The sequence below is a fragment of the Kribbella turkmenica genome (genome assembly GCF_004348725.1).
GTDB lineage: Bacteria > Actinomycetota > Actinomycetes > Propionibacteriales > Kribbellaceae > Kribbella > Kribbella turkmenica.
On sequence record NZ_SMKR01000028.1, the window covers coordinates 1 to 22,667 of the forward strand.

The 22,667-nt window shown below is 65.4% G+C and carries 24 protein-coding genes and 1 pseudogene; 19 read left to right on the top strand and 6 right to left on the bottom strand.

The window, feature by feature from the left end:
• The 7 genes and pseudogenes from E1218_RS08795 to E1218_RS08825 form a co-directional block, all read left to right on the top strand.
• The coding region (locus E1218_RS08795) for an ATP-binding cassette domain-containing protein (RefSeq protein WP_132318127.1) at positions 1-672 on the top strand (672 nt) is incomplete at its 5' end.
• Positions 669-1,694 (top strand): ABC transporter permease, encoded by a 1,026-nt coding sequence (locus E1218_RS08800; protein ID WP_132318129.1) that lies wholly within the window; start codon positions 669-671, stop codon positions 1,692-1,694. The genes E1218_RS08795 and E1218_RS08800, both read left to right, overlap by 4 nt.
• A gap of 122 nt (positions 1,695-1,816) precedes the next feature.
• Positions 1,817-2,806 (top strand): ABC transporter substrate-binding protein, encoded by a 990-nt coding sequence (locus E1218_RS08805; RefSeq protein ID WP_165949189.1) that lies wholly within the window; start codon positions 1,817-1,819, stop codon positions 2,804-2,806.
• Between the two features lie 22 nt (positions 2,807-2,828).
• Positions 2,829-3,674: a class I fructose-bisphosphate aldolase gene (locus E1218_RS08810; protein WP_132318133.1), complete on the top strand. Its 846-nt coding sequence runs from the start codon at positions 2,829-2,831 to the stop codon at positions 3,672-3,674.
• 16 nt (positions 3,675-3,690) lie between these two features.
• A complete protein-coding gene (locus E1218_RS08815; RefSeq protein ID WP_132318135.1) occupies positions 3,691-4,572 on the top strand; it encodes a carbohydrate kinase family protein in 882 nt (293 codons plus the stop codon).
• Positions 4,569-5,519, top strand: a complete 951-nt coding sequence (locus E1218_RS08820) for a 1-phosphofructokinase family hexose kinase (RefSeq protein ID WP_132318137.1) — start codon at positions 4,569-4,571, stop codon at positions 5,517-5,519. Before E1218_RS08815 ends, E1218_RS08820 begins: the two co-directional genes overlap by 4 nt.
• 118 nt (positions 5,520-5,637) lie before the next feature.
• Positions 5,638-6,594: pseudogene (locus E1218_RS08825) on the top strand (IS3 family transposase); the annotation flags it as partial.
• 313 nt (positions 6,595-6,907) lie between these two features.
• On the opposite strand, the gene E1218_RS08830 reads toward E1218_RS08825, so the two are convergent.
• On the bottom strand, positions 6,908-7,372 hold the full coding sequence (locus tag E1218_RS08830) for a VOC family protein (RefSeq protein WP_132318139.1): 465 nt from the start codon (positions 7,370-7,372) through the stop codon (positions 6,908-6,910).
• Between the two features lie 59 nt (positions 7,373-7,431).
• Here E1218_RS08830 and E1218_RS08835 point away from each other — a divergent pair, with 59 nt between their 5' ends.
• Positions 7,432-8,037 carry a TetR/AcrR family transcriptional regulator gene (locus E1218_RS08835; RefSeq protein WP_132318141.1) on the top strand — a complete coding sequence of 202 codons (606 nt, stop codon included), beginning with the start codon at positions 7,432-7,434 and terminating at the stop codon, positions 8,035-8,037.
• A gap of 45 nt (positions 8,038-8,082) precedes the next feature.
• Here the strand turns inward: E1218_RS08835 and E1218_RS37115 are convergent, their stop codons facing one another.
• The 3 genes from E1218_RS37115 to E1218_RS38165 form a co-directional block, all read right to left on the bottom strand.
• Positions 8,083-8,670, bottom strand: coding sequence for a PucR family transcriptional regulator (locus tag E1218_RS37115; protein WP_132318218.1), 588 nt, complete (start codon positions 8,668-8,670; stop codon positions 8,083-8,085).
• On the bottom strand, positions 8,640-8,861 hold the full coding sequence (locus tag E1218_RS37120; protein ID WP_165949188.1) for a hypothetical protein: 222 nt from the start codon (positions 8,859-8,861) through the stop codon (positions 8,640-8,642). Before E1218_RS37120 ends, E1218_RS37115 begins: the two co-directional genes overlap by 31 nt.
• Positions 8,862-9,104: 243 nt before the next feature.
• Positions 9,105-9,569: a GntR family transcriptional regulator gene (locus E1218_RS38165; RefSeq protein WP_165949190.1), complete on the bottom strand. Its 465-nt coding sequence runs from the start codon at positions 9,567-9,569 to the stop codon at positions 9,105-9,107.
• Positions 9,570-9,718: 149 nt separating this feature from the next.
• On the opposite strand from E1218_RS38165, the gene E1218_RS38170 reads away from it, so the two are divergent.
• On the top strand, positions 9,719-10,000 hold the full coding sequence (locus tag E1218_RS38170) for an FCD domain-containing protein (RefSeq protein ID WP_132318222.1): 282 nt from the start codon (positions 9,719-9,721) through the stop codon (positions 9,998-10,000).
• 759 nt (positions 10,001-10,759) lie between these two features.
• On the opposite strand, the gene E1218_RS08855 is transcribed toward E1218_RS38170, so the two are convergent.
• Together E1218_RS08855 and E1218_RS08860 are read right to left on the bottom strand one after the other, a co-directional pair.
• Positions 10,760-11,500, bottom strand: a complete 741-nt coding sequence (locus E1218_RS08855; protein ID WP_132318143.1) for a GntR family transcriptional regulator — start codon at positions 11,498-11,500, stop codon at positions 10,760-10,762.
• A 4-nt stretch (positions 11,501-11,504) separates the two neighbouring features.
• A complete protein-coding gene (locus E1218_RS08860; RefSeq protein WP_132318145.1) occupies positions 11,505-12,953 on the bottom strand; it encodes an MmgE/PrpD family protein in 1,449 nt (482 codons plus the stop codon).
• 80 nt (positions 12,954-13,033) lie between these two features.
• On the opposite strand from E1218_RS08860, the gene E1218_RS08865 reads away from it, so the two are divergent.
• The 10 genes from E1218_RS08865 (at position 13,034) to E1218_RS08910 (ending at position 22,648) form a co-directional block, all read left to right on the top strand.
• On the top strand, positions 13,034-13,960 hold the full coding sequence (locus E1218_RS08865; RefSeq protein WP_132318146.1) for a hypothetical protein: 927 nt from the start codon (positions 13,034-13,036) through the stop codon (positions 13,958-13,960).
• 80 nt (positions 13,961-14,040) lie between these two features.
• On the top strand, positions 14,041-15,048 hold the full coding sequence (locus tag E1218_RS08870) for an LLM class flavin-dependent oxidoreductase (protein ID WP_165949191.1): 1,008 nt from the start codon (positions 14,041-14,043) through the stop codon (positions 15,046-15,048).
• Between the two features lie 46 nt (positions 15,049-15,094).
• A complete protein-coding gene (locus E1218_RS08875) occupies positions 15,095-16,309 on the top strand; it encodes an acyl-CoA dehydrogenase family protein (protein WP_202865862.1) in 1,215 nt (404 codons plus the stop codon).
• Between the two features lie 10 nt (positions 16,310-16,319).
• Positions 16,320-17,234 carry an HpcH/HpaI aldolase/citrate lyase family protein gene (locus E1218_RS08880; protein WP_132318150.1) on the top strand — a complete coding sequence of 305 codons (915 nt, stop codon included), beginning with the start codon at positions 16,320-16,322 and terminating at the stop codon, positions 17,232-17,234.
• Positions 17,231-17,752 carry a MaoC family dehydratase gene (locus tag E1218_RS08885; RefSeq protein WP_132318152.1) on the top strand — a complete coding sequence of 174 codons (522 nt, stop codon included), beginning with the start codon at positions 17,231-17,233 and terminating at the stop codon, positions 17,750-17,752. The genes E1218_RS08880 and E1218_RS08885 overlap by 4 nt, the downstream gene beginning before the upstream one ends.
• Positions 17,742-18,920 carry a CaiB/BaiF CoA transferase family protein gene (locus E1218_RS08890; protein WP_132318154.1) on the top strand — a complete coding sequence of 393 codons (1,179 nt, stop codon included), beginning with the start codon at positions 17,742-17,744 and terminating at the stop codon, positions 18,918-18,920. Before E1218_RS08885 ends, E1218_RS08890 begins: the two co-directional genes overlap by 11 nt.
• Positions 18,921-18,936: 16 nt before the next feature.
• On the top strand, positions 18,937-19,383 hold the full coding sequence (locus tag E1218_RS08895) for a DUF3830 family protein (protein WP_132318156.1): 447 nt from the start codon (positions 18,937-18,939) through the stop codon (positions 19,381-19,383).
• Between the two features lie 38 nt (positions 19,384-19,421).
• A complete protein-coding gene (locus E1218_RS08900; RefSeq protein WP_165949192.1) occupies positions 19,422-19,853 on the top strand; it encodes a DUF3830 family protein in 432 nt (143 codons plus the stop codon).
• A 39-nt stretch (positions 19,854-19,892) separates the two neighbouring features.
• Positions 19,893-21,377 (top strand): aldehyde dehydrogenase family protein, encoded by a 1,485-nt coding sequence (locus E1218_RS08905; RefSeq protein ID WP_132318160.1) that lies wholly within the window; start codon positions 19,893-19,895, stop codon positions 21,375-21,377.
• A 206-nt stretch (positions 21,378-21,583) separates the two neighbouring features.
• Positions 21,584-22,648: an ABC transporter substrate-binding protein gene (locus tag E1218_RS08910; RefSeq protein ID WP_165949193.1), complete on the top strand. Its 1,065-nt coding sequence runs from the start codon at positions 21,584-21,586 to the stop codon at positions 22,646-22,648.
• Positions 22,649-22,667: the final 19 nt, after the last annotated feature.

A 22,667-nucleotide genomic window follows, 5' to 3' on the forward strand; every position in this document is an offset into this window, starting at 1 on the left:
GAAGTGGTCGCCCTGATGAGCGACAACGGTGCGGGGAAGAGCTCGCTGGTCAAGACGATCTGCGGGGTCTACGCGCCCGATGGCGGGTCGATCACGTTCGACGGGCAGGACATCGGCGGGCTGGACCCGCGCGAGGTCCAGGCGCTGGGTATCGAGACCGTGTACCAGGACCTGGCGCTCGCTCCGGAGTTGGACACCCCAGCGAATCTCTTCCTCGGGCGTGAACGACTTCGCTCCGGCGTGCTCGGGCGGTTGGGAGTCCTCGACAGCCGGTCGATGCTGGCCGAGGCGCGTCGTCTCCTGACGGACCTGAACGTGGCGATCAAGGACCTTCGTGCTCCCGTGGCGGCCCTGTCCGGAGGACAGCGGCAAAGCGTGGCGGTGGCGCGTGCGGTTACCTGGGGCGATCGGCTGGTGATCATGGACGAGCCGACCGCGGCGCTGGGTGTGCCGCAGACGAGGGCAGTACTCGACCTCATCCGTGTGGTCCGGGACTCGGGAAGGTCCGTCCTGTTGATCAGCCACAGCGTTCCCGACGTCCTGGCCGTCGCTGACCGGGTCGAGGTGTTGCGCCTGGGGCGCAGGGTCGCACGGCTGGATGGGCGGAACACGACAGAGGAGCAGATCGTGGGGGCCATGACGGGGGCTTTCGAGCAGGAGGACGCCGCATGACCGCCGTGGATACTGCGCCCAAGGGGCAGGAACAGCGCCGGCAGAGCAGCCGCAGCTCGCTGTGGCGGGTGCTCACCGGTCCCAAGGCCGACATCACGATGGTCCTGGCCGCGATGGTCGTGATCTTCGCGGCGATCGACGCGCGCGCGTTCTTCAATTCCTACAACATCTGGAACATCTTCATCGGCGCGTCCCTCCTCCTGGTGATGGCCGTGGGCGCCACGTTCGTGTTGATCACCGGCGGCGTCGACCTGTCGGTCGGTTCTGTCCTGGTCTTCTCCGGTGTGGTGTCCGCCAAGGTGATGATCGCGCTCGGGCCGGAGGGGTGGGGTGCCTCAATCATCGGGATTCTGGTCTCCGTCGCCGCCGGCGCCGCATGGGGTGTGATCAACGGGATCGTTGTCACCAAACTCCGGGTGCCTGCGCTGATCGCGACGCTGGGATCGTACGGCGCAGCGCAGGGCCTGGCCCAGGTGATCTCCAACGGCAACGACGCCAAGGACGTCCCGCCGGAGCTTGTCGACACGCTCGGCGTCGGTCGCCTCGCCGGTGTTCCCTGGCTGGTCGTTGTCGCGCTCCTGGTCTCGCTGGTGGGCGGACTGGTGCTGGCCTTCACACGTTTCGGGCGCAGGACGTACACGATCGGATCGAATGCCGAGGCTGCCCGGCGGGTGGGAATCCGGGTCGACCGGCACCTCATCTCCGTGTACTCGATCGCCGGCTCACTCGCGGGTCTCGCGGGCATCATGAGCTACTCCCAGTACGGCTCCACCACGCTCGCCGGCCATGCCACCGACAATCTCAGCGTGATCGCCGCCGTCGTCATCGGCGGGACGAGTCTCTTCGGCGGCATCGGCACCGTGTTCGGCACCGTCGTCGGCGTCCTGATTCCCGCGGTACTCGCCAACGGTCTGGTCATCGCCGGTCTCAACTCGTTCTGGCGTGACACCGCCGTCGGAGTCGTGCTCGTCGTTGCCGTCTACCTTGACCAGTGGCGCCGACGGCGCCGTCCCGGCACCTAGTCCTTATGACGTCGCCGTCCTCCGCCCGACGACGACTGGCGAAATCGGGCACCGTCGCCTCGCCCGGAAACAGAAACCATCCTCATGGCTCCGTCGTGTCGGGCGCCAGGAAAGGACATCCCATGCAGATCAACCGAAGGGCCGCGGCATTGTCGCTCGCGGCGCTGACTGCGACTATGTCGCTGGCCGCCTGTGGATCCAACGACAGTGCGAGTGCGGACGGCGGGTACGACATCGCACTGATCCCCGGCGTGGCCAACGACGCGTACTACGGCTCGGTCGCCTGCGGGGTGAAATCGGTGGCCGACGACAGCGGCGCCCGGGTCGAGGTACAGGCTCCCAAGTCGTTCTCGCCGACCGACCAGATCCCTCTTCTGGAAGCGGTGATCGCCAAGAGCCCGGACGCGATCATCATCGCCCCGACCGATTCCAAGGCGCTCTACGCCCCGCTCAAGAGAGCTGTCGACCGAGGTATCAAGGTCGTCCTCGTCGACACCACACTGGACGACCCGTCTATCGCGGAGGCCGAGGTCACCAGTGACAACGTCGAAGCGGGCAAGGTCGCGGCCAAGACGATGGCAGACTTGCTCGGTGGGAGGGCCGGAAGTGTGCTGACTGTGAACCTCACCGCAGGGGTGACGACCACCGACCAACGCGAACGGGGGTTCGCCGATGCGATCAAAGCAGTCACGGGTGTGAAGTACCTGGGGCAGCAATACACCGACAACAGTGTGCAGAAGGCCGCCTCTGTGGTGTCGGCGACACTTGCCTCCAACACGGACCTGGCCGGCATCTTCTCGACGGCCGCCTTCAACACCGAAGGAGCGGTCTCCGCGCTGAAGTCCGCCGGTGCGAGCGACAAGGTGACGATCGTGGGCTTCAACGCCAACCCGCCGGGCGTGGAGCAGATCCGCAACGGCGAGGTGGCCGCGCAGGTCGTCCTGAAGCCCTACGACGAGGGGATCGAGGCTGCCCGGCAGGCCATCAACGCCCTCCAGGACAAGGAGGTCACCAAGAAGGTGACTACCGGTGCACTCGTCGCCACCGCGAAGAACCTCGGCAGCGCCGAGGTCAAGAAGTATCTCTACAGCTTCGACTGCCCGACCGCCTGACCGACTATTGGAGAACTGATCCATGGATTCCCGTACCGGCAAGAAGGTCCGCCTGGGCCGCGTCCTCGATCCGGTCGACGGCCGTGGCGTGGTCGTGGCCGCCTCGCACGGCGTGATGAGCGGACCGCCCGCCGGTCTGCGTACGCTGCCCGAGATCCGCAAGGTGTTCGACCAGCTCCAGCAGGCGGACGCGGTGATGGTCAGCCCGGGCATGCTGCCCCACCTCGAGGACCACTTCGTGGGCCGGGACCGACCGGGACTGGTGCTGCACCTGGACTGGAAGAACGTCGGCCGCCGAACCTACACGCCGGGCAAGGACGGCCGCAGCGAAGGAGTTCTCGCCCAACTGGCCTCGATCGAGGAGGTTGCGGCGGCAGGCGTCGATGCCGTGATGACCTATCTGTACGTCGGGCAGCGCGACTCCACTCTCGAGCGAGCGGAGATCGATCGCAACGCACGGATCGTCCGCGACTGCGAGAAGTGGGGGATCGGCGTCATCATCGAACCTCGATCGGCCCTGGAGGGTGACGACGAGGCCGCGCTGAGTACGGAGGTCATGAGCCTGTACTGCCGCATCGCCGCGGACATCGGCGCGGACGTCGTCAAGGCGCTCTGGAACGGCTCCGCCGAGTCGTTCCAGCCGGTCGCCGAGACCTGCTTCGCCCCGATCCTGGTGGCCGGGGGACCGGGCGGTGAGGACGGCACCGCCACCTTGCGGTTGGCCGAGGACTCCATCGCGGCCGGGGCCGCGGGAGTGATGTTCGGACGGCGCGTCTTCCGGGCGCCGGATCCTGCCGCCGTACTCGCCGGCCTGCGGTCAGTCGTCCACGGTGGCGAGTCGGCCGAGACCGCCGGCGAGCTTCTGTGACGTTGCGAGGCAATCCATGCTGCTGATCGTGGGAGAGCCCATCGTCGCCTACCAGCGAGACGTCACCGATGACGCCGCAGCCGCCTTCTCGGGTCCGTGGCCGAGCGGCTCGCCGGCCATCTGCGCCTACGTCGCCGCCCGGCTCGGACTTGCCACCACTTTCGTCGGCGCGGTGGGCGCGGACCGCCACGGCGAGGTGATGCGGGAAGGACTTCGATCGGCCGGTGTCGATGTGAGTCACCTGGCCATCCGTGCCGACGAACCAACCGCGTGGGCGCGGATCACGTACCGCGGAGGCGAGCGCACCTTCGAGTTTCACGTCGACGACAGCGCGGCCACGACCGTCACCTCGGCGGATCTCGGTGAGCTGCCGGAACGCGCGCGATGGCTGCATCTGTCGGGAAGCGCGCTCATATTCGGCGGCACTCTTCCCGACGCAGCCTTCGAGGCCCTGGAGCGTGCCCGGCGCTCCGGCGCCCGGGTTTCGGTGGATCCCAATGTGCGGCCGGAGTCGCTGGCGCCGGAGTTGCTCGAACGGCTGCGCGCTGCGATCCGGGCCGCGGACGTCGTACTGCCAAGTGCCGGCGAACTCGGGGCCCTCGGCATCGAGACGGCAGAACTCACTGCGGCTGGTGCGGTGGTCTGTGTCACCGACAGCAAGAACGGTGCCACCGTCCACGCTCCCGGCCATCCCGACGTGCGCGTGCCCGTTGAACCGGTCGCCGCGGTCGACACGGACGGCGCCGGTGACTCCTTCGCCGCCGGGTTCATCGCGGCAGCTGCGGATGATGGCGACCCGGTCACCGCGGCGCGGTTCGGCGCACAGGTGGCCGCTGCCGCGATCGCCGAGCACGGGCCCATGACGGCGACATTCCAAGGCCTACAGGCCGTCCGATGACTCGTCGACTGCTGTGCGTCGGTGTGGCGGCCTCGCTCGACCGATACCTCTGGCTACCCCGATACGAATTCGGCAACGTGAACCGGCCCAGCCGAGTGCTCGAACTGGCGGGCGGTAAGGCGTTCAACGTCGCCCGGGCCGCAACCGGCCTGCAGGTCGCGACGCACGTCGTCGCCCAGGTCGGTGGGCACACCGGTGAAGCCCTGCGGACGCTGGTCCAGCGGGACGGCATCTGCGCGGAGCTGGTCGTCGGCTCGAGCAATACCCGTCAGTGCACGTGCCTGCTCGACGAAGCGACCCATCGTGTCACGGAGGTGTACGAACCCGTACCTCCGCGCACCGCACAAGACGACGCCCGCATGGACGCCGCGTTCACACGCGCCCTGCACCAGCTGACCCTCGGAGACTTCCTCGTGATCTCAGGCCGGCTGCCAAGCGGAGGCGACCCGCGGCTGTTCGCGAATTGGGTCCGACTCGGTAAGCAGTACGGCCTGACGGTGATCGTGGACTCCGAGGGCGAGGCGCTCGCCAACGCCTTGCAAGAATGCCCCGACATCGTGAAGGTCAACGTCGACGAGGCCGCCACCGCACTGGCTCCCCATGCGTCTCACGAACCCACCGCACTCGCAACTCGTCTTGCCCAACTGACTGGAGGCCTGGCCATCGTGACCGCCGGTGCGGAGGGCGCCTGCGCCGCAACCTCCAGCGAGGTAGGGGCCCTTTGTCCACCAGAGATAGAGAACGGGGCACCCGCCGGCAGCGGCGACTCCTTCATCGCGGGAATCGTCGCCGTACTGCAGGAACCCGGCACCAGACTGGCCGACCTCCCCAAGGTGCTACAAGCCGGAACGGCCGCAAGCCGGGTCAACGTTCGCCACTTCATCGCCGGCGACGTCACGATGGATGCTTGGCTTGAAGAGCGGGATCACCTCCGATTGACCCGCTGAAAGATTACCCGGATCGGGTGTTGACTGGGGTGACCCGGTTCGACGGAGGGACTGCCCCCGGTTTGGTTGACTCCTGATCTGTGAGGACTTTGGGGTCCTTGCTGGAAGGATGTCTGTCATGCCGAAAGCGTCTCCTGAGGAGTTCCGTCGTGACGTGGTCGCTGTCGCCCGTAAGGGCGAGGCGCCGCTGACGCAGATCGCGAAGGACTTCGGGATCTCTCAGTCGTGTCTGACCCGTTGGCTAGGAAAATGGCCGATATCGAAGACGGCAACCGCCAGGGTGCGACGCAGCAGGAGTCGGCCGAGCTGCGCGATCTGAAGAAGCGCAACCGGCAGTTGGAGCAGGAAAATGAGATCCTGCGCCGGGCTGCGGCCTACTTCGCCCGTGACATCAACCCGAAATGAGTTACCCGCTGGTCCTTGATCTAGCCGTCGACGGTATCGCTGTCGTGGTGACCTGCCGGGTGCTCGGCTTCAGCAAACAAGCCTTCCACAAATGGCGCGCATGCTCTGTCACACAAGGAGATTGGGATGATGCGCACCTGATCGACGCGGCCGCGAAGTTCACGGCGACGACCCTGGCTTCGGCTACCGGTTCATCGCCGGCGAACTCCCGGGCAAGGGCATCTCCGCGGGCGAGAACCGAGTCGCGAGGCTGTGCAGCCAGGAGCCGATCTGGTCGATCCACTCCAAGAAACGCTGCCTGAACCGCAAAGCCGGCCCGCCCGTGCACGACGATCTCGTCAAGAAGGCGTTCACCGCACCCGCGCCGAACCTGGTTCGGCTGACCGACATCACCGAACACGCCATCGCTGAAGGCAACCTCTATTTGTGCGCGATCAAGGACGTCTACTCCAACCGGATCGTCGGCTACTCCATCGGTTCGCGCATGAAAGCGTCCCTGGCCGTGGCCGCCCTGCGTAACGCAGTCGCACTGCGCACGCCCGCAGCTGGGCTGATCCTTCACAGCGACCGCGGCAGCCAGTTCCGGTCCAGGAAATACGTCCGGGTCCTCAAAACACACCAACTGCGCGGTTCGATGGGCCGGGTCGGAGCCTTCGGCGACAACGCCGCCTCGGCAAACTCACTCCCATCGAGTTTGAGACAATTCAACCCGTCGCACTCGCGGCCTGAACCACCAAACCCCGCGAGTCAACTGAACTCGGGGCAGTCCCAACCACGCCGAACGTTCACGAAACGCCCGGCGTCGCTCATATCAGCCCAAACTCAAACTTGACTCCCGGCGCGAAAGCTGGCCGTTAACGCCGACGACGTACCCGGTGCAGCTGCATTGGCGTCAGGCAGTCCTTGCTGACCGTCATCGTGCTCCGCCCACGACAGCATCCGACGATCTCGAACCCTCATGCTGTCGTGGCCGAGTTCACGGACTACGTGCGCGGGGTGTGCACGACAGCTCCGCTTCGCCGAACGGGCGGCTGGATCAGTTCGATGAGATTTCCCTCCGGATCCTTGATGTAGGCGAACCGAGCGCCCGGTTCTACCGCATCGGCCGGTGGCCACACGCCAGTGCCGCCGGCGGCGACGATCGTCGTGTACGCCGTCCGGACGTCGCGGACTGAGACAGCCCAGTGACCGAATCCAAGCGTATTTGCGGCGTCCAGTGGGTCACTGTAGTCGCGGCTCCGGCTTGCGCCGGCCCGTTCGATGAGCTCGAGGCGCACACCTGAGCTCGATTTCAGCACCACAGTGCGCACGGGCGGTTCGTCGAGTTGGAACTCCTCGATGACCTCGTGGAGTCCGAGCGCGCGCTGGTACCAATCGCGCTGCGTATCAAGGTTCGCGACGGACAGACTGGTGTGATGTACGTCCAGGCTCAGGTCAACTTCAGGCATGGTGGTCTCCCATGAAGGTTAATAGCACTAACCAGGTAAGTGGTATTAACCTTACCTCCATGACGAAGAACGTCAAGCGACCCAGCGGCCAACATCACGGCGACCTGCGTCATGCTCTGGAGCAGGCGGCGCTGGAGGTGGTGGTCTCCAATGGTGCCGCCGGGCTGACAATGGCCGAGGTCAGCCGTCGAGCCGGCGTCAGTGTGGCCGCGCCCTACAAACACTTCACGAGCCGTGAGGCCCTGCTGGCATCTCTGGCGGTGCGTGCGTACAGGCAGCAACGCGAGTACTATCGCGCGGCCATGGGCAGAACCACCGATGCCCGGCGACAACTCGCAGATTTCGCCGCCGCCTACGTTCAGTTCGCTGCCAACCAGCCAGCGCTGTTCGAACTCACCTTTGCTGCCGGCCTCGACAAGGCTCGCTACCCTGCGCTTGCCGACGCTGGTGATGCGTTGTTCGAGGAGCTGTTCACGCCAGCGCGGGTCTTGTGTGCTGATCACCAACAGGCGCGCAGGCTGGTCCTGGCCGTCGCGGCCTGCGCACACGGGCACGCAGTGTTTCTCGCCGAGGGAGTGCTCGCCGACGTTCCAGATCCGTTGTCGATAGCCAAGAAGGAGGCTGCCGAGGCAGCATCGGCGCTGGTCGTGGCCTACGCCGACTGACTTGTCGAAGGATTGCCAGACCATGCATTGACCGATCGGACACAGTCATGCGTTCCGGGGCCGAGCGCCGAGGTCGTTGGCGACCAATGCAACGTGTAGGGAAACCCGGATGTCCGGATCGTCGAGGTCGACGCCGAGAAGTCGTTCGGCTTTGGCCAAGCGGTCGTAGAAGGCCGGCCGGGAGAGGTGCAGGCTTGCGGCCGCTTCGGACTTGCTCGTCGGGTGACGCACGAGGGCACGGACGGCGTCGAGAAGTACGGGGTGGTCCCTGAGTGGGTCCAGTTCGCGCGCGACGAAGAGGCGAAGACGTTCGTCGTCGCCGAGCAGGGTGAGCAGACCACGGAGGTGGACGTCTTCGAGACGGTGAACCGTTCGGTCTGTCGCGTCGGGGTCGACAGATTCCACGACCTGCTGGGCCTCGTTGAGGGTGCGGTCGATTTCGGCGGTTTTGGCCGCCGGTCGCCCCGCGGCGATTGTGACTGGATGGCGCCGGGCGATGTTGGCCGCAAGGTTGTCCACCAGGCGGTCGGCATCGGCCGAGCGCGGACACGAGAGAAGTACGCGGACATCGCGGTCTATCTCGCACGCCAGGGCTGGGGTTTTCAGGTCGTGCGCTGTAGCCGGCTGGTCCAGCCCTGGCCGAGGTGCCTGCGTCGGATCAGTTGCTCCATCACCGCAACCGGTCCGCCGACGGCGGCGAGCCGCAGGCCCGGGCCGTGCGACTCCGAGTACTCCCTGATGTGCACGGTCTTGTCCGGAACACGGGCGCCGAGGCTGACGATCGGCGTGGTCGCGATGCCGCCGCCGAGGTCGAACTCGACCACCAGGACGTCCTGGTCCGCGAGTGCCGTGGCGAGTTCGGCGGCCCGTTCCTCGGTGAGGCAGCTGCCGGTCGGGATCTGCGCGCGCGGGGCTGCAGGAACACTGCCCGGACGCCTGCGCGGATCGCGTCCGCGAACGAGGCGCTGACAGGTCCGTCGTCCACGTCGATCGGCACGATCCGCGCGCCGGTCGCCTCGAGCAGGTCGAGTAGCGGAGGGTAGCTCGGGTGCTCGACTGCGACCCGGTCACCGAACTGCAGGAGGGTCAGCGCGATCAGGTCCAGCGCGTCGGTGGCGCCGTCGGCCATCGTCAGCATCTCGACCGGGCTCGGCCAGTCCGCCCGCAGGTGTTCGCGCAGTTCCGGCACGATCGGCTCGGCCAGGAAGCTCTCCAGCGGGCCGCTCCGCGGGACCTGTCGCAGCGAAGGCCCCAGGTCCGGCAGCAACTCCGCGTCCGGGAGGCCGGTCGAGAAGGTCGACTTCGAACTTCGCCTCGTACAGAAGGGCACGGCGATGCCGGACCGGTCCCTGCCCGGCGCCTTCCGCGACGACGGTGCCACGGGCACCGTCGGGATGGATCAGGTTCGCCCGGGCGAGCAGGCGCCAGGCCGCGGAGACGGTGGTGGGGGAGAGGTTGAGCCCGCGCGCGACCGTCCGGATCGACGGCAGTCGTTCGCCCGGGACCACGGTCCCCGCCCGATGACCGAACACGACCTCGACGAGATCGTCGAGGTCCGAAGGATGGTCGAAGTCGCCGCCGTACGCTCCATAGCGGAACGGAAACTGGTCACCGAGGCTGGTGAACTTCGAGAGCTTGCCGCAGCGAGAGGTGCGTCGGCTCAGGCGACTGGGTCGGCTTTCTGGACAACGACCGCGACTTCGACATGGGGATCCTCGCGCACCTCGGCAACCAGCGTCTCCTCGAACTCGTCGGCACCTTCCGCGACCAAAGCCGCCTCTACGGCCTGGATCGAGTCGCGGGCACCGACGTCCTCATGCAATCCACCCGCGAGCACGATTCCCTGCTCGACGCGATCCTCGAAGGACGCGGCGACGAAGCAGCACACATCATGGACACCCACCTCCGACACGCACGAGGCATCTGGGCCGGCCGAGCCGAGGACCGCGCCTTGGAGCAGTAGCGATCCCTGTCACTCGAGCGGCGCGCCCAGGCCTCCGTGACGGCGCATGCCTCTGAGTAAAGGTGCTCTACCGGCGAAGGAACCCGCGGTGCCGAGGTGCTCGTCTGTCGCGTCGCCGTAGTAGGCCGTGACCGTCCGTGCCTGACAGCGCCGTGGCCCAACCGGTGCGTTGGGCACGAACGGGTCCAACACACCTTGAGCGTCAGCTCCGCGCACTCCAGCCTCATCCGAGAGTCGAGCGAGTCGGCGAGATCGTAGGCTGTGTCCCCGGAGCAGTGCAGGGATCGGCGTTCTATGCGACACCTGATGACGCCGTTGGCGTCCCCGATCAGTGGAGCGGGTGCGGACCTGGCGCGGTTGGCTTCATCCATTTCGCTAGCTTCAGACCCGCGGCTGGAGCCTCAGGTATCCCCTGCGGCGTCGTGCCGGCTGGTTCGATCTCCGCTTCGGAGTGGTCCACCTCGCCGCCGGCGAAGGTTCACGGGTTCGAAGGCGACGATGTGGAATCCAGAGACACCGATGTCCAGGTCGCCGGTAGGGGCCTCGCCTCGCCGAAGCCTACGGTGCCGTCGGAAAATCACGTGCCAGCGGCCTGACTGTGCCGCCGGAAGCGTTCGCAGGCGAATCTGGTTGTGCCACATGCGGCTGAACTTCAGCCACAAGGTCTACGCCGTCGTGCGGCACCCACAGCCCGCAGGTCCCGTCCGGGCGGAACTCCACCCCCGCTGGCCCTCCCTGCCGGCGGCCACTACCCACTGTCTAAGCCAAGGCGTCCTTCACGGCTTGTGGTACCAGATCGCGAAGTCGCATTTGCCGAGCGGTGCGCATGTGATCAAAGGCAGCGTTGGCAGCCGCGTCGGGATCCTGCGCCGCGATGGCATCGATGATTCTGCGATGCTCTTCGAGGGTCACTTGCATGTGTTTCGGATCCGCATACCCTGCGCGGTTGAAGCGCCGAACCACGAGTTCAACCTCGCCGAGGAATCGCTGGAGATAGGAATTGTTGGTCGCTCGCGCGATTCTTGCGTGAAACTCCAGGTTGAGGTCGGCCAGTTTCAGGGCGGCATCCGGTCCATCGGTGACGCGACACATCTCCTGATGCAACTCGTTGAGTGAGTCGACCAGTTCCGTGTTGCCCGCCGTGGCCACCAGTCGTGCGGCGGTGGACTCAAGCGATTCCCGCACCGCGTAAATCGCCAGGATGTCATCGAGGCCGAGCGATTTGACCATCGCGCCCGAGCTCGTCCGCGCCACCAAGCCCTCATTCTGGAGCCTGAAGATGGCCTCTCTGACCGGAGTTCGGCTGACTCCGAGTTCCTCGCCCAGCTGGGACTCTCGAAGCCACGTTCCCGATGGCAGGTCGCCTCGCAGAATGGCCTCTCGTAACGTGTGAGTCACACTGTCGGCGATCGACCCCTGCGCCACCTCGCTGGCTGAATATCTCCGCATGCGCTGTGACGAGTACTCCCGCCCGCGCGACTTGCGCTCTCCGTTCGGCATCGTGTCACCGTTCGTCCGAAATTCTGTTGCCTTCTCGGCTCTCACCGTCTCCGCGAGGATCGGTTGCCGACTTGACCGAGCCCGGAAACCGGATGACGGCGCCCGCGTTCACCATACGCCATAGGTGGTCCTCGACGCGCCAGTTCCAGGCGTGGTCCGAGTGGTCCAGGCAGTCCCGGAACTTCGCCGAAAGTAGTTCGCGAGTCGTCGCCGAATGGTCCTGCCGTCCCAACTCTGCAGTCGCCTGGAACGACCTGCCGTCGCGGAGGGATACCTGCACGTTCGCTGGGCGCTGACGGTCACGAGGACCGGGACTGGACTCGTGCACCGTCGTACGTTCGGCGACGGCCCGCAGGTCCGGCCGCTGTACCACCTCGTCGTCGAACGTCGAGAGCGTGACGCGTCCGTCCAGAAGTGCCGCAGCGACGACGTATGCCATGGAGAACTTCGCCTGGAGCCCGGTCGGCGGATACCCGTCGATGAGGGGTGCCAGGCCTTCAGGTTCGACCGTCACTCGCACTGACTCGATGTCGTCGCCGGCAGGCTGGAACAGGCCGTGGATCTCCATCGCCGCAGTGACCCCTCGGTGCGTGTTGAAGCAACACGGGTAGAGCTTGAAGTGTGGTGGATCCTCGAGAAAGTGCCAGGGCTGAAGTTTCAGCATCTCAGTGCACAACTCCGGCCCCTGCGGTTCGCAGCCGAACAACGCGAAATACCCGCCCTTGGCTTCGAGGGCAGAGGGGTTCGCGGTAAAGCCTCGTGCCGCCAGCGACGACGCCAGTACGGCGTTGGAGGCGGCCATCCCGACATGCAGGGGCTTCGTCATCGTGCCGAAGTTGCTGCGGCTGCCACCGGCCAGTGACGCCGCTATCCCTACGGCATGGCGAGTTTTGTCCGTGTCAAGGCCGAGAAGGCGGCTGGTTGCGGCGGTAGCGCCGATGAGACCGATCGTGGCCGTGGCGTGCCAACCCAACCGGTAGTGGGCATCCACGTCGACGCCGCGAGACAGCGCATGAATCACACCGAGGCCGACGGCGTAAGCCGATCCGAGCTGTTGCGCGCCAGACTCCTCCCCGCTCGCTAGTAGAGCTGGCATCAGCACTGCGCTCGGATGCCCGTAGCTTGCGTAGGTGGCGTCATCGTAGTCAAGCGCGTGCGCTGCCGCTCCGTTCAACAGGGCGGCGATCCGCGGGGGCGCCTGCGTTGCCCCGGCAAACACGGTTGACGGGCCGGTGCCGACCTCGTCATCCAAGGTTGCCGCGAGCCGGTGGTACAGCTCGCTCGTGCCACCGGCGAGGGCGACTCCCACAGTGTCCAGTAGGGCGAGCCGCGGGATGTGAAGACTGGCGGCTTCGGGGATGTCCGCGTCACTGGTTGTGGCCGCGTACTCCGCGACGGCCGCCGTGCACTCGACCGCGGTTGCCGCTATAGGTCCAGGCACGTCGCTCGTCACATCCCTCTTGACACGGTGATTACCTCCGGTACTGTAATCGGTATACCGTCAGTATTCAAGCGGACCCGGAAGGGGAGCGCGTGTACATCGAGGTGAGGGCCGGCGACCGTGAATGGCTGGCGCAGGTAGATGCCGAAATCCCGGCCGAGTGGTTGCATGAAAATCTGCCGCTCCGCCTACACGCGGTGCAGAGTGAGTGGAGCGGCCAGGTGATGGAACTTTTCGGGAAACGGGTCGCCAATCCTGGAAAGGGCGTGGCTCCCCAGCCATTTCAGCATGCCGGCCAGATCGTTTTCAGTCCCGCCTTGCAGCGTTTCGCGATTGCCTTTGGAGACGGACGATGGCAGGACGGATTCAGTGTGCATCCGGCGATCCCGGTAGCAAGGATCGACGCCGATCTGGAGGATTTCGAGGCATTCGGAAAGTCCTTGATGTTCGTCGGCGCGCGGCCCGTGGATTTCTCTTTGGTCGCCGACTCTGCGCTGACGCACCAGAAGCTGGAGGCTCGGATCCGCGAGCAAGGGCGCCTTGTCCAATTACGGATCGGTACGGCGAGCGCACACGCAGTCCTTCTTGAGAAGTCCGCCCCGAACCTCACGGCGTCCCTGGCTCGGCGGCTTCCACTGCAAGGGAGGGCGGCGAACACCTACTCGAGCGGACCACTGACCCGGTTCTGGGACTCCCAAGGCAACGAGCAGGGTTCAACCGACCTCGAACTTGACGTCGACGAGAGCACGGTAGCGTCGTCGGGTCGAGTGCTCGCCGCACCAGGCTTCATCTACTACATGCCGAACAAGCCGTACAACGGACTTCGCATAGCCGCCCGGAGCACCACGATGATGCGCTCCGCCTTGCCTGGAGCCCGGGGGCGCACGCCGCTGCTCCCAGTCGCTCAGTTCGTCGGCGACTGGCGGGCGATTGCGGACGCGGCAGAGAACATTCGGTTCACCGGCGCGCTCCCGTTGACCCTCGCACATGCTCCGGCCGACGTCTCAGCCCAGACCTAGCCGATCGAAGGTCGCAGCCACGCACCACACAGCCACAGCAGCAGATTTCCGTTGCGAGAAACCAGAGAAGGCGATCCAGAGTGGAGCTCACCAACGGCATCCGAGTCGGTATCAGATTGCCGAACTCGGGGCCATTCGCCGGACCGCGCGAGATCTTCGATCTTGCGCGGCACATCGAAGCGAATGGCTTCGATCACGTTTGGGTGCACGATCACATCTCCTGGACCGCGGACCGGCGAGGGCATTTCTCCACCGGAGCGATCGACGCTCAGCAGGCCGCCGATCCGAACTTCTTCGAAAGTGTCACCACCGCCGCGGCGGTGGGTGCAGTGCTCGAGCGGACACAGGTGGGGATCGCGGGGCTCGCACTGCCCCTGAGGGATCCCCGGATACTGGCCAAGCAGCTCGCCACGATCGATGCTCTGCTTGGCCGCCGTCGGCTCATCCTTGCTGTCGGGGTCGGCTCGCAGCCGGCCGACTTCGACACCATGGGCGTGCCGTTCAAGCGGAGAGGCCGGATCACCAACGACTACCTCGCCGCCCTGCGACAACTCCTTCGCTTCGACGGTCCGCTCGACGTACAGAGCGATGCGCTGACCTTCTCCAGCCAGCCTTTCTGGCCGCGTGGCGACGGAGTCGAGATCTGGGTCGCGGCGCGGTCAGGTCCTGGTCTCACCCGCGCGGCGATCTTGGCGGACGGGTGGCTGACGGCCGGAATGCCGGTCGAGGAGTACGCGGAAGCCACTCGGCACTGGCATGGGGCGCTTGAGGCTGTAGGCCTCGCGCCGCAGGACCGGGTGGCAGCGTATGAGACCTTCGCCTGCATCGACGAGTCCTATGACGGCGCTGTGGAGCTGGCCCGGCCGACTCTCGAGGCAATGTACGGCGACGTGCAGACGGGACTCAGTAAGGCCCTCGTCGGTGATCCCACGGCCTTCTCAGAACGGCTCGTCGAACTCTCCGGCCTGGGAGCTGAGGTCTTCGAGCTGCGCCTGCTCGGCACATCGATGGAGCAGTTGATGCGTCAGGTCGAGGTACTCGCCGATGCGGTTCTCCCGAAGGTCCGCCCACTGAAGGCCGGCACGTGACAGGCGACCGGCCGTGTAGCTGCGCGGCTCGATCGCGCCCGAGTGTGTGCCTTCGCGGCGCACCACGTCCACTCCCAATCCATTTTCGGAAGTAATGAGTGTGGGAATGACTTTGGAAATCAACGACACGAAGGACATGCTGCGTGCTGTCCAGCACATCTGCGGGTCCTTCCCGGACGACTACTGGAGCCGCCTGGATGCCGACGGTGCGTACCCCCAGGAGTTCGTCGACGAACTGACCCGCGCAGGCTGGCTGTCGATCCTCATCCCCGAGGAGTACGGCGGCGGCGGTCTGGGCATGACCGAGGCCTCCTTGATCCTCGAAGAGATCAACAAATCCGGGGCGAACGCCGCCGCTTGCCATGCCCAGATGTACGTGATGGGCACGCTACTTCGGCATGGTTCGGCCACCCAGCGCTCGCACTGGCTGCCGAAGATCGCGGCGGGGGAGACGCGCTTGCAGGCGTTTGCGGTGACCGAACCTGACGCCGGGTCGGACACGACGAGGATCAGCACCACTGCGCGCCGTGACGGCTCGTCCTGGGTGCTCTCCGGACAGAAGACGTTCATCTCGCGGGTCGAACAGTCTGACCTGATGCTCGTTCTCGCCCGAACGCGGCCGTACGACGCCGGGCGCCGTAGCCACGGTCTGTCGGTTTTCCTGGTCGACATCGCCGGCGCCAGGGGCACGCTGCACTGGACGAAGATCCCGTTGATGTTCAACCACCACTCGTACACCGTCTACTTCGACGATGTTCGACTTCCTGAAGAGGCGCTCGTAGGCCAGCAGGACAACGGCTTTCGCTACATCCTCGACGGGATGAACGCCGAGCGGATCCTGGTCGCCTCCGAGGCGATCGGTGATGGCCGGTACTTCATCGGGCGCGCGGCAGAGTACGCGTCACAACGGGAGACGTTCGGCAAGACGCTGGCAAGTAATCAAGGGGTGTCGTTTCCGTTGGCGCACGCCTACGCCTCGGTCGAGGCTGCCTCGCTTGCCCGAAACCAGGCAGCCGAGGCATTCGACCGGGGCGAGTCCCCGGGCAGTCATGCCAACATCGCGAAGCTGCTCGCGTCGGAGGCGTCCGGCGAGGCCGCGAGAGCCGCTGTGCGGGCCGTCGGCGGCATGGCCTTCTCCGTGGAGTTCGGCATGGAGCGGAAGCTTCGAGAGGCGCAGCTGCTCGAGATCGCACCGGTGAGCAACAACCTCGTCCTCTCCTATCTCGCCCACAACGTTCTGCACTTGCCGAGGTCCTTCTAGTCCATGTCGATTGGGATCGCGCTTCCGTCACACAGCCTTGGGAGATGTCATGGAGTTTCGGAACCCCGGTAGAAGTTGGCTCTTCGTTCCGGGAAACAACCCTAAGTTCCTCACGAAGAGCCGCTCGTGCGGCGCGGACGTTCTTCTCCTCGACATCGAGGATGGAGTTCCACCGAACGACAAGGAGACGGCTCGGCGCATGGTGGCCGACGAGCTCGACGAGCCGGGCCCGGCGCCGGTTCGCTTCGTCAGGGTGAACTCCTGGCAGTCAGGTCTGACCGACTCAGACCTGGCGACGGTGGTCAGGGCCGGCGTCGGTGGCATCTGCCTGCCCAAAGCCGAAGACGCGGCATCCGTCACTCGGCTCGCCGCAGCCTTGGACGACCTGGAACACGAGCGCGGACTTCCTCCGGCCGGCATCAAGATCCTCGCCGCGATCGAAAGTGCCTTCGCACTCCGGAACGCGTACGAGATCGCCCTTGCGAGCCCGCGCGTGGTCGGCCTGATCCTGGGAGCCGAGGACCTGGCCCTCGACATGGGACTGTTCACGAACCGGAAGGAGGAGGCTTCCGACCTGCTCTACGCCCGGTCATCACTGGTGAACGCGACGACGGCGGCAAAGGTCATGTCGGTCGACGGTGTCTACCCGCACCTCCATGACCCGGATGGCCTGGTGGCGGATGCGCAGCGAACCGTGAATCTCGGGTTCACCGGCAAGTCGACTTTCAGCCCTCGGCAGATCGACCTGATCCACGAGGCATTCAAGCCGAGTACGGAGGAGTTGTCGTTCAGCGCCAGGGCAGTGGAAGAGTTCGAGCGGGCCGAGCGGGAGTCGGTAGGTTCAGTGGTCGTCGATGGGCAACTCATCGACCTGCCGATCGTCATGCGCGCCCGCACCGTACTGGCTCGCGGGGAACTTGCGTGAGTACCCCGACCCCGGCAGGTGGTCGATATCTCGAGGACTTCGAGGTCGGCGCCGTCTACCGGTGCCCGGTCGGCCGGACGATAACGGAGACCGACAACACCTGGTTCACGCTCCTGACCAACAACACCAACCAGATACATTTCAATGAGGACTACGCCTCCCGAACCCCCTGGGGCCGATGCCTGGTCAACAGCGCGCTGACCTTGTCCGTGGTTGCCGGTCTAGGTGTGGCGGATTTCAGCGCCAACGGCTTCGCTCTCGGTTGGGACGAGATCAAGCTTCCACACCCGGTCTTTGCCGGCGACACCCTCTACTCGATGACGGAGGTCTTGGAGGTCCGCCCGTCGGAGTCCCGCCCTGAGCAGGGAATCGTTCGCGTGCGAACGACAGGACTGAACCAGGACGGTGTGGCGGTCATCGAGTACGTCAGGTCGGCCATGATCTGGAAGCGGGCGCACGCCCCCAACAGCGGGCTGTTTCCTGTCCCAGCAATCCCTGGAGACAGTCATGTCCAATAGCCCACTGAAGGGAGTCCGCGTCGTCGCTCTGGAGCAGGCGGTTGCTGGTCCCTACTGTTCCTTCGTCATGGCGGAGCTTGGCGCCGAAGTCATCAAGGTCGAGAAGGTGGACGGCGGAGACGTCATCCGCGGCTGGGACAATGTCGTGTCCGGGCTTTCATCGGGATTTGTCTGGGTCAACGGGGGAAAGCGCGACATCGCCGTGGACATCAGGACGGCGGAGGGCCGCGACATCATTCGCAAGCTTGCCCTGACCGCGGACGTGTTCCTGGAGAACTTCACTCCGGGAGCCCTTGAGAGGGCAGGGCTGGGTCACAAGGAGTTGATGGCCGAGAACCCGAGACTGATCTACACCAGTCTGAGCGGCTACGGCGCCACCGGTCCCTACAAGCGGGCCAAGGCGTTTGACCTGCTCATCCAAGGCGAGAGCGGAATCCTGCTGATGAACGGCAGCCCGGCAGAACCCGCGAAAGTCGCGCTGCCCATGGTCGACCTGGTCGCCGGCACCACGGCTCTGGCCGGGATCTTGTCGGCGTTGTACGAGCGCGTTACCACCGGCGAAGGACGTTACCTCGATGTTTCGATGCTGGATTCGGTCGCGCTCTGGTTGGGCTACTTTCCGCACTATGCCTGGAACGACCGGCAAGCGCCGCCGAGAACGGGAATGCACCACCACAGCATCGTCCCGTACGGCCCCTTCCGAGCCTCGGACGACCACTACATCAACCTTGTCGCCGGAAGCGATTTTCAATGGCGCACGTTGTGCGCCGACGTGCTCGACAGACAGGACTGGACCAGCGACAGTCGCTTCTCGACTGTCGCGGCCCGAGCTGCGCACAGATCGCTGCTCCAGCAGCTGCTGACGGATCTCATCGGCTCGAAGCCGGCCGAGTACTGGATCTCCCGACTCCGTGACACTGACCTGCCGTTCGGCGAGGTGCGAACCGTCGAGGACGCGGTGCAGCATCCCCAGCTCATCGCCCGGCAGATGATCGTGCGGGCGGACACACCCGTCGGTCAGGTACCGACGTTCCGGTTCGGGCTCGCCGACCCCGGGCGAGTGCGGCAGGTCCCGGCGATGGGCGAAGACACCGACAGTCTCCTGAAGGAGCTCGGCTACGGCAGCGAGCAGATCGACAAGCTCCGGCAGACGGGAGCAGTGGCATGACCGAGCACTCATCAGAATGGAGAAGATCGTCGTGAGTGGAACAATCACCGTCAAGGTCGGCGACGTGGTCTGTCGTGCGGAGCTGTTCGACGACGCTGCGCCGGCGACGGCCGCGGCGCTTCGAGCCGCCCTGCCGATCTCGGATCGGACGATCCAGACCCGTTGGTCCGGCAACGCATGGCGGACCGAAACCGCGTACACGCTGCAGGCCGAGAACGCGCAAGCCGAGAACGTGCCGGAGCGCCTCGATGCCGGTGACATCATCTTCTACGCCAGCCACGCCTCTGGCAGCGGCGAACTCGGTGTCGCCTACGGAGAAGCGCAGTGGCTGGCCCCGTTCCGGCAACCAGTCGACGTCTGCAAGGTCGGCAGGATCGTGGAGGGCGTCGACGAGTTCGTCGCAGCATGCAACCGGATCATCTTCGACGGCCCTCTTGACGTCGAGATCACCGGCGAGAGCTGAACACTTCCGTAGCAGCCAGATGAATGGAGCACATCACCATGAGCAAAACGATCACTATCAAGGCCGGTGACGCGGTCTGTCGTGCGGAACTCTTCGACGACGCGGCGCCGGCGACGGCCGCGGCGCTACGAGCCGCCCTGCCGATCTCGGATCGGACGATCCAGGTGCGCTGGTCTGGTAACGCCTGGCGGACCGAAGGCAACTACGAGCTGCAGCCTGTTGATGCGCCGATCGAGAATGTCGCCGAAAAGCTCAACGCGGGCGACATCATCTACTACCCGGGGTATTCCTCCGGCAATGTCAAGGTGGGCATCGCCTACGGAGACGCGCAGTGGCTGGCCCCGTTCCGGGAACCGGTGGACGTCTGCAAGGTCGGCAGGATCGTGGAAGGCCTCGATGAGTTCGTCGCAGCGTCCAAGCGGATCATCTTCGACGGCCCCTTGGCCATCGAGATCACGGCCGAGAGCTGAGTCCGTATCGGCGACGCAGTAACAGGTAGGAGAGCTCAGATGATTGAGAAGAGTCAGTTGCCCGACGTCCAGGAAGCGGCGTCAACACCGGCAGAGTGGCCCATGCTCATCGACGGCGAATGGATGGCAGCCGGTGAGCGCCCACAAATCGAGGTGTACGACCCCGGTACCGAGCGCGTTATCGGGCGCATCGGTGACGGGACGGACGCCGACGTCGATGCCGCGGTCAAAGCGGCCAGAACCGCGTTCGACGAGCAGCGGTGGACTGGTTTGGCAGGAGAGACCCGCAGCCGCATCCTCTGGCGCATCGGTGAGATGCTCGAGGAGCATGTGGACGTCCTGGCTTACCTCGAGAGTCTGAACCAGGGTATGCCGCTCGCCTCCGCTCGGTCGATGGTGGCGTCGTGCGCTCGGGTCTTCCGGTACTACGCCGGCTGGGTCGAGAAGATCGGCGGCAGATCGCTGAGCCTGGATCTACCGGGTGGCCAGTACCTGGCCTACACGTTGCGGGACCCGATCGGGGTTGTCGGCCTCATCGTTCCGTGGAACGCGCCCCTGCTGATGGCTTCCTGGAAGATCGCTCCAGCCCTGGCCGCGGGGTGTACCTGCGTGCTGAAGCCTGCTGAGGAGACTCCACTGACAGCACTGTGGCTGAGCCAGATCTGTGGTTTGGCCGGCGTGCCGGCAGGTGTTCTGAACGTGGTAACTGGTGCCGGGGCCGGGGCTGGGGCCGCACTGAGCCGCCACGCGGACGTCGACAAGGTGGCGTTCACGGGGTCGACCGAGGTGGGCAAGGAGATCGTCCGGGCAGCCGCAGGAAATCTCAAGAAGGTGACCTTGGAGCTCGGCGGCAAGTCCCCGGTGGTCATCCTCGAGGACGCCGACCTCGGGGCGGCGATACCCGGAGCTGCCCGGGCGATCTTCTCCAACTCCGGACAGGTGTGTACGGCCGGATCTCGGGTCCTCGTGGCCGCCCAGCACTTCGAGCAAGTGGTGCAGGGCGTGTCGGAGATTGCGGCCCGCACCGAACTCGGCTACGGCATGCAGGCCAGCACCGAGATGGGTCCCTTGGTATCGGCCAAACAGCGGGAGCGAGTGCTGGGTTATATCCAGTCAGGTGTCGACGACGGGGCAACCGTCCGAGTCGGCGGCGGAACGAAAGAGCACGGGTACTTCGTCGAGCCGACCGTTCTCACCGGCCTGGAACACACGATGCGCAGCGTTCAGGAGGAGATCTTCGGGCCTGTCGTCGTCGCCATGCCGTTCGAGGACGTCGACAGTTTGGCGCAGCAGGCCAATGACACCATTTATGGCCTGGCTGCCAGCGTGTGGACGAAGGATGTCAAGCGGGCGCACAGCTTGGCGCGTGCGATTCGCGCTGGTCGCATCGGAATCAACGTGCACGGACTGCCGGACGTGACCATGCCGACAGGTGGCTACAAGCAATCCGGCTGGGGCAGGGAACTTGGACCGGAAGGTTTGGAGAGCTTCCTCGAGACCAAGTCCGTGTTCACAGCGTTATAAGACAGACATGCACTCGGTGGGTCGGGGCGACGGATTCAGCGTGGTCAGCTTCGTCCGAAGCTCGCTCGAGCCATATCGCCACGAGCGCCAAAGCCCAAACGTTCATTGGGCCAAGCAGTATCAGAAATGAGCCGTTGACACGAGGGTACCGTCGGTATACCGTCGGTGCACGAGAGCGGCTTTGCTTGAGAATGGGGTTTTGTCGCATGACTAGAACAGCCTCGATCGAGGGACAATCCATAGGGGAACGCCGACTCGACGGCGCCAAGAAAAGCATGGTGCGCGTCGTCGCGCCCGCTATCGCGGCGCTCCTGGTCGTCGGTCTCGCCGCCTGCGGTAACTCGGAGAAGCCGGCGGCTGCAGGAGGCAGCGGAGGCGCCGCCGACCTAGGCACCCTCAAGGTCCTCCAAGTCACTCCCAACGACGTCAGCGCGGTCGCGTTGGCCGCGACTTTCAAGCTGAACATGTGGGAAGGAACCGGACTCAAGGTCGAGACGGTCCTCGGTCAGCCGAGCACCGAGGCCGCGGCTCTGACTCGCGGGGACATGGATCTGTCGACCCGTGGCGCCAGCTCGCAGTTGGCCAACATGGCCAAGGGCGTTCCCGCCAAGCTCATGGGCGCCGTCCGACTGCCCACGAGCATGTACCTGGTGTCCTCGACGAAGTCTGGGATCAACGACCCCGAGGACCTGCGTAAGGGTGGAATCAACTTCGGTATCAGCAGCTTCGGCTCGTCCAGCGACGAGGTGGTCAAGGCTGTGGTGACGCACTACGCCCTCTCACAGGACCAGTACAAGGTCACCGCGCTGGGCGACATCAAGGGAATCTTGGCCGCCTTCAAGCGGGGCGACATCGACGCCTTCGCATGGTCGGCGGGCGATGCGTTCGCGATGGAGGGCGAGGGGCTGGGCAAGGTGCTCGGCAACGCGGAGCAGTGGCAGCAACCGTCGGTGTCGGTCGCATATGCCGTCAGTGACAAGGCAATCAAGGAGCGTCCGGAGGCCCTCAAGAAGTTCTTCGAGGTCTACTACAGTGCGGTGGAGAAGCTGAGGGCCGACCCCAAGATTGCCCTCGACATCTATGTCAACGACTGGAAGTATCCGCAGGCGGTGGGTGAGAAGGCCGTCAAGGACGAGTTGCCCACCCTTTCGACAGACGGCCAAATTCCTGCGGAGAACCTCAAGAACCTGGGGGCGACCGTGTCTGAATCCTTCGAGATCAAGGACTTGGACGCGACGAAGTACTGGGACTACTGGAAGAACCTCGAGTAGCTCATGGCCGCTCCCGAGC

What these genes read in the sequence shown, in the direction of transcription:
- E1218_RS08800 (WP_132318129.1), top strand. Translation starts at nt 669, where the DNA reads ATGACCGCCGTGGATACTGCGCCCAAGGGGCAGGAACAGCGCCGGCAG.
- E1218_RS08805 (WP_165949189.1), top strand. Translation starts at nt 1,817, where the DNA reads ATGCAGATCAACCGAAGGGCCGCGGCATTGTCGCTCGCGGCGCTGACT.
- E1218_RS08810 (WP_132318133.1), top strand. Translation starts at nt 2,829, where the DNA reads ATGGATTCCCGTACCGGCAAGAAGGTCCGCCTGGGCCGCGTCCTCGAT.
- E1218_RS08815 (WP_132318135.1), top strand. Translation starts at nt 3,691, where the DNA reads ATGCTGCTGATCGTGGGAGAGCCCATCGTCGCCTACCAGCGAGACGTC.
- E1218_RS08820 (WP_132318137.1), top strand. Translation starts at nt 4,569, where the DNA reads ATGACTCGTCGACTGCTGTGCGTCGGTGTGGCGGCCTCGCTCGACCGA.
- E1218_RS08830 (WP_132318139.1), bottom strand. Translation starts at nt 7,372, where the DNA reads ATGCCTGAAGTTGACCTGAGCCTGGACGTACATCACACCAGTCTGTCC.
- E1218_RS08835 (WP_132318141.1), top strand. Translation starts at nt 7,432, where the DNA reads ATGACGAAGAACGTCAAGCGACCCAGCGGCCAACATCACGGCGACCTG.
- E1218_RS08855 (WP_132318143.1), bottom strand. Translation starts at nt 11,500, where the DNA reads ATGCCGAACGGAGAGCGCAAGTCGCGCGGGCGGGAGTACTCGTCACAG.
- E1218_RS08890 (WP_132318154.1), top strand. Translation starts at nt 17,742, where the DNA reads ATGTCCAATAGCCCACTGAAGGGAGTCCGCGTCGTCGCTCTGGAGCAG.
- E1218_RS08895 (WP_132318156.1), top strand. Translation starts at nt 18,937, where the DNA reads ATGGAGAAGATCGTCGTGAGTGGAACAATCACCGTCAAGGTCGGCGAC.
- E1218_RS08900 (WP_165949192.1), top strand. Translation starts at nt 19,422, where the DNA reads ATGAGCAAAACGATCACTATCAAGGCCGGTGACGCGGTCTGTCGTGCG.
- E1218_RS08905 (WP_132318160.1), top strand. Translation starts at nt 19,893, where the DNA reads ATGATTGAGAAGAGTCAGTTGCCCGACGTCCAGGAAGCGGCGTCAACA.
- E1218_RS08910 (WP_165949193.1), top strand. Translation starts at nt 21,584, where the DNA reads ATGACTAGAACAGCCTCGATCGAGGGACAATCCATAGGGGAACGCCGA.